At 39.2% G+C, this 15,193-nt stretch carries 13 protein-coding genes; all 13 read left to right on the top strand.

Annotation, left to right across the window (positions count from 1 at the left end; genetic code table 11):
- Nucleotide 1 precedes the first annotated feature (1 nt).
- The 13 genes from LI126_RS08495 to mutS all read left to right on the top strand — a co-directional run bounded on the left by LI126_RS08495 (nucleotide 2) and on the right by mutS (nucleotide 15,179).
- Nucleotides 2-676 carry a response regulator transcription factor gene (locus LI126_RS08495; protein WP_195942654.1) on the top strand — a complete coding sequence of 225 codons (675 nt, stop codon included), beginning with the start codon at nucleotides 2-4 and terminating at the stop codon, nucleotides 674-676.
- Nucleotides 673-1,896 carry a sensor histidine kinase gene (locus LI126_RS08490; protein ID WP_227165200.1) on the top strand — a complete coding sequence of 408 codons (1,224 nt, stop codon included), beginning with the start codon at nucleotides 673-675 and terminating at the stop codon, nucleotides 1,894-1,896. The genes LI126_RS08495 and LI126_RS08490 overlap by 4 nt, the downstream gene beginning before the upstream one ends.
- A 137-nt stretch (nucleotides 1,897-2,033) precedes the next feature.
- Complete coding sequence (locus LI126_RS08485) at nucleotides 2,034-2,753, top strand: polyphosphate polymerase domain-containing protein (RefSeq protein WP_227165199.1); 720 nt, start codon at nucleotides 2,034-2,036, stop codon at nucleotides 2,751-2,753.
- Entirely contained in the window at nucleotides 2,746-3,441 is a 696-nt protein-coding gene (locus LI126_RS08480; RefSeq protein WP_227165198.1) for a DUF4956 domain-containing protein, read from the top strand. Before LI126_RS08485 ends, LI126_RS08480 begins: the two co-directional genes overlap by 8 nt.
- 21 nt (nucleotides 3,442-3,462) lie before the next feature.
- Nucleotides 3,463-5,061 carry a carbohydrate-binding domain-containing protein gene (locus LI126_RS08475; protein ID WP_227165197.1) on the top strand — a complete coding sequence of 533 codons (1,599 nt, stop codon included), beginning with the start codon at nucleotides 3,463-3,465 and terminating at the stop codon, nucleotides 5,059-5,061.
- Between the two features lie 184 nt (nucleotides 5,062-5,245).
- Complete coding sequence (locus LI126_RS08470; protein ID WP_227165196.1) at nucleotides 5,246-5,974, top strand: hypothetical protein; 729 nt, start codon at nucleotides 5,246-5,248, stop codon at nucleotides 5,972-5,974.
- Between the two features lie 141 nt (nucleotides 5,975-6,115).
- A complete protein-coding gene (locus LI126_RS08465) occupies nucleotides 6,116-6,832 on the top strand; it encodes a LytR/AlgR family response regulator transcription factor (protein WP_227165195.1) in 717 nt (238 codons plus the stop codon).
- A 2-nt stretch (nucleotides 6,833-6,834) separates the two neighbouring features.
- Nucleotides 6,835-8,175 (top strand): sensor histidine kinase, encoded by a 1,341-nt coding sequence (locus LI126_RS08460; protein ID WP_227165194.1) that lies wholly within the window; start codon nucleotides 6,835-6,837, stop codon nucleotides 8,173-8,175.
- Between the two features lie 154 nt (nucleotides 8,176-8,329).
- Entirely contained in the window at nucleotides 8,330-9,934 is a 1,605-nt protein-coding gene (locus LI126_RS08455) for a DUF6034 family protein (protein ID WP_227165193.1), read from the top strand.
- 6 nt (nucleotides 9,935-9,940) lie between these two features.
- A complete protein-coding gene (locus LI126_RS08450) occupies nucleotides 9,941-10,696 on the top strand; it encodes a hypothetical protein (protein WP_117890603.1) in 756 nt (251 codons plus the stop codon).
- Nucleotides 10,693-11,607, top strand: a complete 915-nt coding sequence (locus tag LI126_RS08445; RefSeq protein ID WP_117890605.1) for a hypothetical protein — start codon at nucleotides 10,693-10,695, stop codon at nucleotides 11,605-11,607. The genes LI126_RS08450 and LI126_RS08445 overlap by 4 nt, the downstream gene beginning before the upstream one ends.
- Nucleotides 11,608-11,629: 22 nt before the next feature.
- Nucleotides 11,630-12,277 (top strand): ABC transporter ATP-binding protein, encoded by a 648-nt coding sequence (locus LI126_RS08440; RefSeq protein WP_054751219.1) that lies wholly within the window; start codon nucleotides 11,630-11,632, stop codon nucleotides 12,275-12,277.
- 235 nt (nucleotides 12,278-12,512) lie between these two features.
- Nucleotides 12,513-15,179 carry a DNA mismatch repair protein MutS gene (mutS, locus tag LI126_RS08435; RefSeq protein ID WP_015529249.1) on the top strand — a complete coding sequence of 889 codons (2,667 nt, stop codon included), beginning with the start codon at nucleotides 12,513-12,515 and terminating at the stop codon, nucleotides 15,177-15,179.
- The last annotated feature ends 14 nt before the right edge of the window (nucleotides 15,180-15,193 follow it).

Here is a 15,193-nt window from a genome sequence, read left to right as displayed (position 1 = left end):
CATGCGCTTATTATTAGCAGAAGACGAAAAGGCATTATCAAAGGCACTGACAGCAATCTTGGAGAGAAATAATTATTCTGTAGACGCCGTTTATGACGGACAAAGTGCCTTGGAGTATTTGGAAACAGATAATTATGACGGAGTGATCTTAGATATTATGATGCCAAAGATCGATGGACTTACGGTATTAAGAAAAGTTCGTGAAAAAGGAAACCTGATTCCGATTTTATTGTTGACAGCAAAATCAGAAGTTGATGATAAAGTGGAAGGACTGGATGCCGGAGCGAACGACTATTTGACAAAACCTTTTCATTCCAAAGAACTGTTAGCAAGAATTCGCGCTATCACAAGAACTCAGTCGGCACAGACAACATCTAAGCTGACTTTTGGAAATGTTACGTTAGATCAGGCAACCTTTGAGCTATCTACAGCAAAGGGCAGTTTCCGACTCGCGAATAAAGAATTTCAGATGTTAGAACTTTTGATGTCCAATCCTCATCAATTGATTCCTTCCGAACGTTTTTTAGAAAAGATCTGGGGATATGACAGCGATACAGAAATCAACGTAGTATGGGTGTATATTTCGTATTTAAGGAAAAAATTAACAGCCCTCCACGCAGATATTCAGATTAAAGCAACAAGAAATGCCGGATATTCTTTGGAGGAGCTGACATGATTAAAAAACTTCGTATTAAATTGATCGCTACTTCTATGGTTTCTCTTTTCCTTGTCCTTTTTGTAATCGGAGGGATTGTAGGTATTATAAATCATAAGAAGATTGTGGCGGATGCTGACCGGATTCTTGATATCTTAGAAGAAAATGATGGAACTTTTCCAAGAATGGAACCAAGAGAGAAAACAGATGATCCTCATGGTATGTCAGCAGAAATTCCATACGAATCCAGATATTTTTCTGTTTTGTATGACGCAAATGGAACGATTATTTTAACAGATACTTCAAAGATTGCATCGGTTGATACTGAAACAGCTGTGAACTATGCTTCCAAAGTATGGAACAAAAAATCAGAAGAAGGATTCCAGGATAATTACAGATATCGTATGTATTCGTCTAACGGCAATGTACGCATCATTTTCCTGGATTGCAGACGACAATTAAATAATTTTCACAACTTTTTGCTTACAACCTTTAGTGTATCCGGTGTCGGACTTTTATCTGTATTTATTTTAATGCTTAGTTTGTCAGCACGTATCGTAAAACCGTTTTCCGATAATTACGAAAAGCAGAAACGATTCATTACAGATGCAGGTCATGAATTGAAGACCCCATTGACCATTATTGATGCAGATGCAGAGATTTTAGAAATGGACTTCGGTGAAAACGAATGGCTGCAGGATATACAGGCACAGACAAGCCGACTTGCCGATCTGACCAATGCTCTTGTTATGCTTTCCCGAATGGAAGAAGGTGTAAGCAGAGACACAAAAATAGAATTTCCACTGTCAGATATCGTAGAAGAGGTATGCCATACCTTTCAGGCTCCAGCAAAAGTGCATCAAATTAATCTGGACAACAAGATTGAACCACTGATTTCTATGAACGGAGATGAGAAAGCAATCCGCGGACTTATAACAATTCTTCTTGACAATGCAGTAAAATACACGAACGAAAATGGAACTCTTTCACTCGCTTTAGAAAAAAAGAAAAATCGTATTTATCTGTCTGTTTTTAATACAACAGAATCTATTTCCAAAGAACAGATTTCTCATTTGTTTGACCAGTTTTATCGCACAGATGCCTCCAGAAATTCTCAGACCGGAGGATATGGTTTGGGACTTTCCATTGCTGCCGCAACTGTGGAGTCCCATCATGGGAAGATAAGCGCAGAGACAAAAGATGAAAAATCATTAAAGATTACCGTGGTTTTTCCAACATAACTGATTCACATAGCTCGTACAAACATAACGTTTGATACGGGCTTTTTTCATATTCTTTTCTAGCCTTAATTTTTTTAAGTTTAATTAAGGTTACGGGAGTATCTTATGTATGTAAAATAAAAAACAGGAGGAAAACGATGGCTTATCAAATGACTTTTAAGCGTTATGAATTGAAATATCTGCTGAACAGACAGGAAAAAGAGCAGATTCTTCTAGCAATGGAGCCTTATATGAAATTGGATGATTACGGAAGAACCGTCATAAGAAATATCTATTTTGATACTGATACATTTCGGCTGATTCGGCGTTCTCTGGAAAAACCGGTGTACAAAGAAAAGCTTCGGATTCGGAGTTATAAACCCGTAACGAAAACAGATCCGGTATTTGTAGAAATCAAGAAAAAATATAAATCTGTCGTATACAAACGCAGGTTACAGCTTCCGGAAGAGAAGGTTATGGACAGTTTTCAGACTGGAGAACCGTTACCGGTTCATTCACAGATTGGAAATGAAATTCAATATTTCCGCGATTACTATGAAAATCTTCATCCATCCGTATTTTTATCCTATGAACGGGAAGCTTATTATTCTCTGGACGGCAGTGATTTTCGTGTAACTTTTGATGAGAATATTCTGTATCGGAGAAATGATTTTTCCCTTGGCAGCGAAATCTATGGATTTTCTTTACTGGGAAATGATCAGACACTGATGGAAATTAAAACTTCCGGAGGAATTCCACTCTGGATGAGTGAAGTACTTACGAAACAGCATTTATACAAAACATCATTTTCAAAATACGGTTCTGCTTATCAGCGTATATTAACAGAATCTTTACAAGGAGAATACAGCAATGTCTAATACTTTATTTCAGGGAATTTTTGATACCAATATGACCAGTGTGATTTCTATTTCTGACTTCTTATTATGCGTGGGATGTGCCTTAGTGATCGGTCTGATCTTAGCCGGTACTTATATGTATGGAACAAAATATACGAAAAGCTTTGTAGCAACACTTGCGCTGCTTCCGGCAGTGGTTTGTGTAGTAATCATGATGGTCAATGGAAATGTAGGAACCGGTGTGGCTGTTGCCGGAGCATTCAGTCTCGTCCGATTCCGTTCAGTTCCTGGGTCTGCGAAAGAAATCGGAGCGATTTTTCTTGCCATGTGTTCCGGTTTAGTAGCTGGAATGGGATATCTGGCGTATGCTTTGCTATCTGCTGCAATTCTTGGAAGTATCATGCTTCTGTATAATCGTCTGGATTTTGGAACAAGAAAACACGGAGCACGTTACAAAACTTTACATATCACGATACCGGAAGATTTGGACTACAGCGGAGTATTTGACAAGATCTTAAAGAAATATACAATAGATTATGAAATTCTACAGATCAAAACTACAAATATGGGAAGCTTGTTTAAGCTGACTTACAATTTAACCTTAAAAGATCCTGCAACAGAAAAAGAACTGATCGACGCTCTTCGTTGTAGAAACGGCAACCTGGAAATTACGATGTGCAGACAGGAAACTATAGTCGGAGAATTATAAGAATTCAGGAGGCGATGACTGATGCGAAAAAAAACAATTATATTATTTCTCACAATGGGAGCTTTGATGCTATCCGGCTGTAACACAAAAATTGGAAATACGACACAGCAAACTACAGAATCATCTACTACGACAAGTTCTTCTGTCACCGAAACAGATGCTTCCGATATGTTTTCAGATCGTGATAAAGAAGTAGGCTATGACGAATCCGAAAGTGTCACTATTTCTCTGGCTGACAATAGTTCCAGCTGTGAGTCTGATGCCGTGTCCATTACGGAAAATACCATAACAATCAAAGACGAAGGAACCTATATTCTTTCAGGCTCTTTATCTGACGGAATGGTTATTGTAGAAGCAGAAGATACTGACAAAGTTCAGATTGTTCTTAATGGAGTAAGCATCTCTAACAATCAATCCGCTGCATTCTATGTCCGCTCGGCGGATAAGGTATTCGTTACCACAGCTTCAGGAACAGAAAATACCTTAGAGCATAGCGGAAGTTCCTATACCGCCATAGATGAAAATAATATTGATGCAGCTATATTTTCTAAATCAGACCTGACCCTGAACGGAGAGGGAACCCTTACAGTTACAGCACAGGAAGGACACGGAATTGTATCCAAAGATGATCTCGTTCTCACAAGCGGAACTTACGTAATCACCAGTGCCAGTCACGGACTTTCCGGAAAAGACAGCGTGCGTATTGCCAATGGCACTTATACGATTGTATCAGGAAAAGATGGTATCCATGCGCAAAATAAAGATGATAGCAGTTCCGGGTTCGTTTATCTGGCTGGAGGTACTTATACGATATCAGCAGGAGATGATGGAATTCATGCAGCTTCTAATGTGACTATTTCTGATGGAAAGATAGACATTACGCAAAGCTATGAGGGTATCGAAGGATTGAGTATTGATATTGCGGGCGGTGAAATCAGTGTATTGGCATCTGATGATGGAATCAATGCTGCCGGCGGGAACGATAGTAGTAGTTCTGAAGGATTCCAGGGCGGAGACGACCAGTTTGCATCCACAGAAGGCGCCTATATTCAAATTTCTAGCGGTGTGCTTCATGTAAATGCTTCCGGAGACGGAATTGATTCCAACGGAGACATCACAGTTTCCGGTGGAGAAACCTATGTTTCAGGTCCTACAAATGATGGAAATGGAAGCTTAGATTACAATGGAAGTGCCCAAATCACCGGCGGCATATTTGCAGCATCCGGTTCCTCGGGTATGGCACAAAATTTTAATTCTTCTTCAACGCAGGGCACTATTATGGTAAATATTGATGAACAGGAAGGTAATACAGAGATTTCACTCCTTGACAGTAGTAGCACTGAACTTCTCAGCTGGACAGCAGAAAAACAATATTCTTCCATTATCATAAGCACCCCGGAAATCCAACAGGGAGAGACTTATACTATAACAGCCGGAACAGCAGAGCAGAGCGTTACCATGGATAGTCTGGTTTATGGAAGTAACGCTCAAGGAGAAATGCCTGGCAATGGTGGAGAAAGAGGTGACATGAAAGGCGGACCAGGGAATAGACAGCCTGACGCAGACATGGAGAAACCTCAGGGAAGTGCTCCTCCAGATGCTCCATCTGGTAGTAAGTAAGAAAAAATGCATGAGTATGAAACGAAAAATCATACTCATGTATTTTTTCGTTTATTTATCATATAACAAGTGAAAAGCAAACTTGTTCATGTTATAATTGATTCAAAGAAAAATGGTAAAAATACTTTGCCAAACTTGATAAAATAGCGAACAATGAGGCAGTACACTAGCAGGAGGCAGAAAAATGTTTAACACAGAATGTAAAAAAACAGTTTCAAAAATAATCCTATCATTCATACTGATTATGATGACTCTATTGTCCGGCTGTCATAAGAATACCACCAATTCTGCTATTGAGTTTGGAACTATAGATGTGTCTGAAATTGATAAAATCGAACTTTCTGGCACAACAGGTGGAAAAGATGGAAATTATTCCTATACATTGTCTGATCAGGAAAAGAAGAAGTTCGTCCATTTGCTAAATCAAGTTGAGCTTGGTGATGAAGTTGATAAAAATCAAGCATTATCAAGTGGAGCAGTTACTTACTATAAGCTTTATTTCCAAGGAAAAGACATCGTTACACTCTGTCCGGGACATTATTTCGGTATTGATGAAAAGTATTATGAGTTTGTTAATTTCGATAAATTGTGGGATGAATTTGTCACTTTCAATAGTAAACAAGATACCTCTGAGAAATTACAGGAAAAAGAACAAGTATATTTTGATGCAACTGTTCTTGAAGTAAAGAAAAAATCAATTAAGGTAAAATGTTCAGAATCCTTTGATAGTGGTATTCCTGTTGATGAAGAATTCTCTGTAACAACAAATATAGTAGAAAGTGGTGAGCTCCCTGATTTGAATGCCGGTGACCATATTCGTATTGTATTTGATGGCATCATCAAGGAAAGTTATCCTCTGCAACTTGGAAATGTCTTTGCTATATATCTTCTAGATGAAAACGGAAACTTGTAAAGTCCGTAGTCTGAAAGGCTCCTGCAGGAGCCTTTCGTTTTTTTATGTCCCAAACCAATATATTTTATGGCCATAATATGAATGCGTGTTCGAAGTATGTTATACTGATACTGATTATGTGAGGCGAGGTGAATTCAACTTATGATAAAAATTGCAATCGTTGACGATGAAGAACAGACAAGAGAACAAATTCTCCGGACTCTAAAGGAAAATATACAGGAACAACACGAAGTAGAGATTAAACTATATGTATCAGGCGAAAGTTTCTTCGAGGAAATTCAGAAAGGTGAAGCAGCGGATATTTTATTTACAGACATTCAGATGCAACAGCTGGATGGAGTGGAACTGGGAAAATTGGTCCGAAGGCTTTGCCCTGACATGTACATTGTCTTCATCACATCTTATGAAGAATATGCGGCAGAAAGTTATCGGATCGAAGCATATCAGTATATTTTGAAACAGGATCTAGAATTTCGTCTTCCGGGAGTTGCTGAACAGCTTATTGAAAAGCTACAAAAACAAAAGAAAGAATTCTGTATTATAAAAGACGGTACAGAACAGGTGAAATTGCTTTATAAGGATATTCTTTATCTGTATAAATCCAAAGGTGCTAAGTATGTAAATTATGTTACTACCCAAGGCGTTGTGAGAGAGCGAACTTCTTTGGAAAATGCACTGAAAATGTTAAATAGTAGACAATTTCTTCTGGTGGAACGTGGATACGCTGTTAATATAAAGCAGATTTGCAGAGTAAGCGGTGACACTATCTATCTCGAAAAAGGATATGAAGTACCGGTAAGTAAGGCAAGACTTGCAGAAGTAAAGCGAGAAATCAATCTCTACTGGAGGAATTCGTAACGATGGATACACTTGGAATATGGATTGGACTGAATTTTCTTGAAACCTTCCTTTTCTATTATCTGTTATTCGGAACAGTTATAGACAGAAAGACTCTGAAAACGAAAGATAAATGGATTCTTTATTTTGTTTTGATCAGCACTTCAACAATTATTTCTGTATGGGTCAAAAGATCTGTGTTTAGTGCTTATGGATACCTGTTGACGATTTTTATTTTGGTTTTCGGAAGTTTCCTTGCCTATCGAAAGAAATTGATTCTTCTTACAGGGATCGCATCTATGTATGAAGCAGCAATGATGTTATTTTTATATATCATTTACTACCTTCTCGCATTTATTTATGGGAATCAGGCAGAAAACCCTCAGATTCTATTTTTCCGTTACCATGAAAATGAAGAAGCTTGTGTGATAAAAAGCCTGTTATTAATTATTTCCTTTTTTATCATTTTCAAAATAAGAAGCTGGAAGAAGAAAAAAGACATAGAAGCATTTCAATGGGTATTTGTTTTATGTGGTGTACTGTTATCAGCACTCGTTTTGGAGTATCAGAAACTTTTAAAGTATGGACTACTGTACTCCACAGCCGGAATTCCGGTGATTCAGGATGTCTTAAAAGGAAGTCTCATCAGTTTTCTTACTATGATCGTGCTTGTCAGCGTCATGACATTTCTTATATGGAAAAACAGAAACATAACAGGACAAAATACATTTCTTCTGATGAAAGAAGAGATGGAGAAACAGAAATATGAGGAAATAAAAGCTTCCATCGAGCAAAACAAAGAACTCGTTCATGATACAAAGAATCATTATCTTGTAATCAGTGAATATGTAAAAAATCAGGAATATGAAAAGCTGGAAAATTATGTAGATGAAATCAGAAGAAATTTTGTAAAAATCAATCCACAGATTTATACAGGAAATCATGTAGTGGATCTGATTCTTGGGCAAAAGCGAATCCTGGCAGTACAAAAAGGGATTGATTTCCAATTGGATGTAACACCACTATCCAGTCTGACGATGGAAGAAAGAGAGATCTGTTCACTATTTGGGAATCTGCTAGACAATGCCCTGGAAGCCTGTGAGAAAGTGACTGATAAAGAACGTAAGAAAATCAATATAAAGATTGAGCAGCATATGCGAATGTTGTTTCTTGAAATTAAGAATGGAACCGATAAGCTTCCTGCCAAATCAGGACATACTTTTCTGACTTCGAAGCAGGATAAATCTCTTCATGGATATGGCTTGAAAAGTGTGGAACGGATTGTTACACGATATGATGGAGATCTAGCCTATGAAATGGAAGATGGAATGTTTGTTGTTTCAATAACATTTTTTGATTTATAAATACTCATGTCCAGTAATCCAGTACTTGAAGGCCATCCGCTTGCAGTACTTTCACCACAAGATTAAACTGAATGTAAGAAAAAAACCTGTTCCAAATTTTCAGGATACGAAATTCGTATCACACAAACAGGAATGGAAATGGAGGATTGATGCCATGACAATTAAGAAAAAGAGAACCAAAATCATTTTACCATCGATTCTGACAGTCAGTCTTACTTGTGGTCTGTTACTTACGGGATGTCAGAAGACACCAGATCAGAATGCAGTTGTCAGTAAGGCCGGAGGATTAAGCGAGGATGTAATTGCAGACCCTTTGAAAGATGGAGAGACGCAGACACTGAATCTGCCGGAACACTGGGACACAACAGTAACATGGAGTAATGACCGAGGAGTTTTTCACGCAGATCAGGAATTAGAATCTGTTACGACAGGAAATCTTCCGGTAATTGAAGTCAGTCAGAAAAAACTGGAGCTTGAACAATTAAACGGACTTATTTCCTATTTTGCAGGCGGAGAGATTTTGTATCAGACGCAGGAACTTACCAGCGAATACTATCAGAACCTCTTAGATAAGATTAAGAACAGGGAAGGATTCTATGCTGACAACAGTGTGGAGTATGATTTAACAGGGCTTGAAAAGTTAGTGGAAGAAGTTCTTCCTCTTGCGCCGGAGCAGACACCATTGCAGGAAATTGGACAGATTGAATACACATCAAAAAAGACAGATCCGGCGTATGAAGCAATAAGAAAATCACTGGAAGCTGACGGATATGATATTCTTCCGGATACCACAAAGCAGGATGGAATGGAGATTCATTTTCAGGCAACGGTTGGTGCAGATGCAAAGGGTACGATCAATGCAGAAACTTACGATCCGGAAGCAGGAAATTATAGTATCTTCTCCTGGTCAGAAGGAAATGGGATCGAACTGGCAACTATTGAAAACTATCTGGCAAGAGAGAATCGCACAGCCGAATATGGAGTTCCTGCAGGAAGCGTAAAAGAATCTTTTATGGAGAAACTACAAACACTGAAAGACCAGATGAAAGAAACCACTCTCTTAGAAGAGACAGCAGAAGATGAAGCTGAAAAAATTCTGAAAGATCTGAACCTCGAAAATATGCAGTTGTTGTCATCAGACAAAATCCTCTGGTATGCACAGTCTGATTATCCGGAAGCCACTATATTAGAACAACAAGAAGCATTATTATGGAATGCTGATCCAAATCTTGGAAAAACAGGTTATCGGCTTACTTACGTTCCTTCTGTTTCCGGATTAAAAATAAATCAGGATAAATCAGGATATTTAGATGATAGTGGATTTGCATATGCACCTTCCATGCCGGTAGAGCAGATTTATATTGTAGTGACAGAAGATGGGATCCGCTCCTTCAAATGGAAGGGCATGAGTCAGGAAGAAAAGGTAGTTACAGAGAATGTAAAACTTCTTGCATTTGATGAAATAGAAAGCCGCCTGATCGATCAGGTGAAATATCTTTACCCTTCCAGTCAGCCTGCTGAGAACAAGACGATATTTGGTTATGATGTTGCAACTGTCGAACTGGGATATACTTATATACCGGCATATAAGAATCCACAAAATGCCTGGCTGATTCCGGCATGGTTTTTCACTATAAGCGAGAGTGAAGATACAACTGCCGAACTTGGAACAGCCGGAAAAAAAACAGAAGGATATCAGACCGACTACATTGTATTAAATGCAACAGACGGTGGAAGAATAGGTTCTTATTGGAGATGATAGAATATGAAACGAAGACATCTTTTCAGAACAGAATTGAAATATGACTTTGGAAACCGAAGATTTTATATCTCTGTACTGGCGTTGTGTGCGGTTCTTTTGATTGTTGCACTTCCTTATCGAAATCATCTGATCGCTTTCGGTGGATCAACAGAAGGGAAAGCCTGGTTATGCACCTTCACCTATGCAATCACTTCAGAAAAAGCCTTGCTTTTCTTTCCACTGTTGGTTCCTCTGGCAACAGCCGCAGATATACAGGAAGAATTACACAGCCGCTATGCATGGTTTCTTATTAACCGAATAGGAAAAAGAAATTATATTTGGATGAAAAGTTTTGGAGTCGTATTCACAGGTGGTGCCATTTCTGTTTCAGCGGCAGGAATTGCATTGGTTGTTTTTATAGTTATCTGTAGAAATATCCCGACTCTGAATACTTTGCAAAATATATCAGAGGTAATAAGTATCACAGGAATTGGATTTATCCGACTTTTTCTAAATGGAGCATTGTGGTCTTTATGCGGTTCACTGACAGCAGTTTTGACTAAAAATAAGTATCTGAGCTGTGCTGTTCCATTCATTTTATATTATGTACTAACAGTGTTTCAAGAACGATATTACCGTAATTATTTTTTCCTAAGTCCAAAACAGTGGGCAAGTCCGGCATATTATGGAAACGGATTCTGTCTTTTGGCTCTGCTTCTGATCAGCAGTCTTCTGGCACTGGCTTTGCGTAAATGCGTGGTAAGGAGAGTGGTGGCATGAAAAAAACGCAATTTAAAACGGACATTCATCAAATCTTTCTTCTAACAAAAAGGAATTTCTCTGACTGGGGCAAAAATCCGAGAATCTGGATGACTTTTGCATTAGGATTTGTACTTTGTTTGATGTTGACAAATCAGATTTTAGAGCAGGCACAGACGTTCCAGACACCGGTTCAGATGTTCGAACCACTGATCTGGACCTTCGGTGACGCACAGTCCGTGATGCTTTCATCCCTTTTACTGCTGTTATTATTTGCAGATATGCCTTTTGTAAATCAGATGACACCCTATTGGCTGATCCGGACAAAGCGAAGCGTATGGATGGCAAGTCAGATCCTATATGTGATCCTGGCTACTTGCCTTTATACCGTCTTCCTCTGCCTGACAGAACTTCTAATTGCAAGTCCCTGGGCTTATGTTGGAAATGTATGGAGCCAGACCGCTGCAAGCATTGGATATGGAAGTAATAATCATCTTACGGTTCCTGTATCAATAAAGACAATGGAAATGACAACACCATATAAATGTGCAATCTGTGTTGTATTTCTTATGCTTTTCTATTCGTTATTTATTACTTCAGTCATGCTTGTATTAAATCTACAGAAGGGAAGAGCCGGAGGCGTTGTTGGTGCACTCCTGATAAATCTTTATGGAATTCTTCTGACTCCGGATATTTTTCAAAAAGTTTTTCATCTGGGTGGTGGGCTTTCCTATCGGGCAAATGTTCTTTGCGGATGGTTATCGCCCTTAAATCACGCAACATTTCCAATGCATAATTTCGGATATGATTATTTGCCACAAATAAAAATAAGCATCCTGTTATTTCTTGCAGTGATATGCATTTTGCTTTTCATCTCGAGAAAATGCATCAAACGATATAATTTTACATTTTCTCAGGTTGATGAATCCTGACGGAATAAGAAAGGGGAAAATTATGAAAGCTGCTGTGAAAGTTAAAAATCTAACAAAATCTTTTGGCAAAGAAAAAGTATTAAAAGGAATCAGTCATACCTTTGAGGCAGGAAAAATCCACGGAATCATGGGATTTAATGGCTCCGGTAAAACAGTAATGTTCAAATGCATCTGCGGTTTTCTTCAACCTGACAGAGGGAGCGTATATGTCTATGGAAAAAGAATTGGAAAAGATATTGATTTTCCGGAAAATACCGGAATGATTATCGAGAGTCCGGGATTTCTTCCATATATCAGTGGGTATGAAAATTTAAAACGCCTTGCACAACTTAATCGAAAAATAGGAGATACTGAGATCCGGGATGCAATCGCAAGAGTTGGTCTTGATCCGTTTTCTAAGAAGAAAGTAGGTCAATATTCACTCGGGATGAGAGAACGCCTTGGAATTGCACAGGCGATCATGGAGCGGCCAAAATTATTAATTTTAGACGAACCATTCAATGGATTGGATAAAAGAGGCGCACAGGATGTCTGTGAACTCTTTGTTGAATTGAAAGAAAAAGGAACAACTATTCTACTAGCTGCACATAATGTGATGGAAATGGAGTGGTTGTGTGATACGGTATGCGAGATGGATGCCGGACAGTTAGAAGTTGTTTATGAAAAATGAAATAATAATTTTTTCAAATTGAAAGAAGAGAGCGAACCCAAGAATATTAAACGAATATTCTTCAGTTCGCTCTCTTCGCACATTGCGATATAGGTACTCCGACAAAATGATACATTTCTACGTTCTCAACATCTTCAACATCAGCTTGAAATTCATGTTAAAATTTGTTAGAATGATTTGCGAACTTACATTCTAAAGAGTTTTTAGAAAACCTTTGAAAACTAAGGAGAAATTGATGGAAAATATTGACATAGATAAGTTAACGCCCATGATGAAAATTTATTGCGAGACGAAAGAGCAGTACAAGGATTGTATCTTATTCTACCGCCTCGGCGATTTCTACGAAATGTTCTTTGATGATGCCTTGACTGCATCCCGAGAGCTTGAGATCACACTGACCGGGAAAAGCTGTGGTCTGGATGAACGTGCCCCGATGTGCGGAATCCCATACCATGCCGTAGAAGGTTACTTGAACCGTCTTGTTGCGAAGGGATACAAAGTCGCAATCTGTGAACAGGTAGAAGACCCAAAGACTGCGAAGGGGATCGTAAAACGTGAGGTTGTAAGAATTGTTACACCCGGAACGAATCTGGATACACAGGCATTAGATGAAACGAAGAATAATTACATCATGTGTATCGTCTATATTGCAGACCGCTATGGAGTTGCAATCGCAGATATTTCTACCGGAGATTATTTTGTCACAGAACTTCCGGACAGCAGTCGTCTGATGGATGAGATTTATAAATTCAGTCCGTCTGAGATCATCTGCAACGAAGCGTTCTATATGAGCGGTATGGATCTGGATGCGATGAGAGACAAGCTTGGGATCACGATTTATTCTCTCGATTCCTGGTATTTTGATGATGCTGTCTGCAAAGATAAGCTGCTTGAGCATTTCAAAGTAAAGAATTTTGCAGGGCTTGGACTTGCTGATTATGACTGTGGAATCATCAGTGCCGGAGCACTTCTGATCTATTTATTTGAGACACAGAAAAATTCACTTTCCAACCTGACACATATTACACCATATATCACAGGAAAATATATGCTGATCGACAGTTCTACACGTCGAAATCTGGAGCTGTGCGAAACTTTACGTGAAAAGCAGAAGCGTGGTTCCCTTCTCTGGGTTCTTGACAAAACACGTACTGCAATGGGCGCACGTACGCTTCGCAAAAATGTAGAACAGCCTTTGATCGATAAATCCGAGATCAACCGCAGACTGGATGCAGTGGAAGAACTGAAAAATCAGGCCATTGCCCGTGAAGAGATCCGGGAATATTTATCTCCGGTCTATGATCTGGAGCGTCTGATCACGAAGATCACTTATGGTTCTGCGAATCCGCGAGACCTCACCGCATTCAAAGGTTCTCTGGAGATGCTGCCACCGATCCGCTATATTTTACAGGATCTGCAGGCACCGCTTTTAAAAGAGATTTATGAAGATCTGGATGCATTAGAAGATCTCTGCGAGCTCGTCACGAAAGCCATTCGTGAGGATCCGCCGCTTGCCATGAAAGAGGGAAATATTATCCGCGACGGTTATAACGAAGAAGTTGATAAGCTTCGTCGGGCGAAATCGGACGGAAAAGACTGGCTTGCAAAACTTGAGAATGATGAACGAGAAAAAACAGGCATTAAAAACCTGAAAATAAAATACAACAAAGTCTTCGGCTATTATCTGGAAGTGACGAATTCTTACAAGGATCTTGTACCGGATTATTATACAAGAAAACAGACACTTGCGAATGCTGAGCGTTATATCACACCGGAGCTTAAAGAACTTGAAGATATGATCCTTGGTGCGGAAGATAAACTGTATGCACTGGAATATGAGCTTTACAGCGAAGTTCGTGAAACGATTGCCGGACAGGTGGAGAGAATCCAGCAGACTGCCAAAGCAGTTGCCGCACTGGATGCTTTCAGTTCTCTTGCACTTGTTGCAGAGCGCAACAACTATGTCCGTCCGAAAATTAATGAAAAAGGAATCCTTGATATCAAAGAAGGCCGTCATCCGGTCGTTGAGCGAATGATTCCAAATGATATGTTTATTGCCAATGATACTTATCTGGATGATAAGAAACATAGAATTTCAATCATCACAGGTCCGAATATGGCAGGTAAATCAACTTACATGCGTCAGACTGCATTGATCGCACTGATGGCTCAGATCGGATCGTTTGTCCCGGCAGAGAGCGCGAACATCTGTCTTTCCGACCGTATTTTCACCAGAGTCGGAGCATCCGATGACCTTGCTTCCGGACAGAGTACATTCATGGTTGAGATGACCGAAGTTGCCAATATTTTAAGAAATGCAACCTCAAAAAGTCTTCTCATTCTTGATGAAATCGGACGCGGAACAAGTACATTTGACGGTCTGTCAATTGCCTGGGCTGTTGTAGAATACATCAGCGACAGCAAACTGTTGGGAGCAAAAACTTTATTTGCTACACATTATCATGAACTGACAGAACTCGAAGGAAAGATTGATAATGTCAACAACTATTGTATTGCTGTAAAAGAAAAGGGCGATGACATCGTATTCTTAAGAAAGATCGTAAAAGGTGGTGCTGACAAGAGTTATGGTATCCAGGTTGCAAAACTTGCCGGCGTTCCGGATCTTGTCATTTCCCGTGCGAAGGAAATCGTAGAGGAACTCAGCGATGAGGATATCACAAACCGCGTCAGTGAGATCGCGGCCAAGGAACATACTGCAAAGAAAAAAAGTAAGGCAAAAAAATATGACGAAGTCGATATGGCACAGATGTCTCTGTTTGACACTGTAAAAGATGATGACGTACTTGATGAATTGAAAAATATCGATGTCGGTAATCTGACACCGATCGATGCTTTAAATACAATCTACCGGTTACAGAATAAGCTGAAGAACCGTTGGTAAAAGGAAAGGCGGAA

The organism is Mediterraneibacter sp. 210702-DFI.5.30 (assembly GCF_020560115.1).
Taxonomy (GTDB): domain Bacteria; phylum Bacillota; class Clostridia; order Lachnospirales; family Lachnospiraceae; genus Mediterraneibacter; species Mediterraneibacter faecis.
This window is presented reverse-complemented; position numbering and strand designations above follow the sequence as displayed.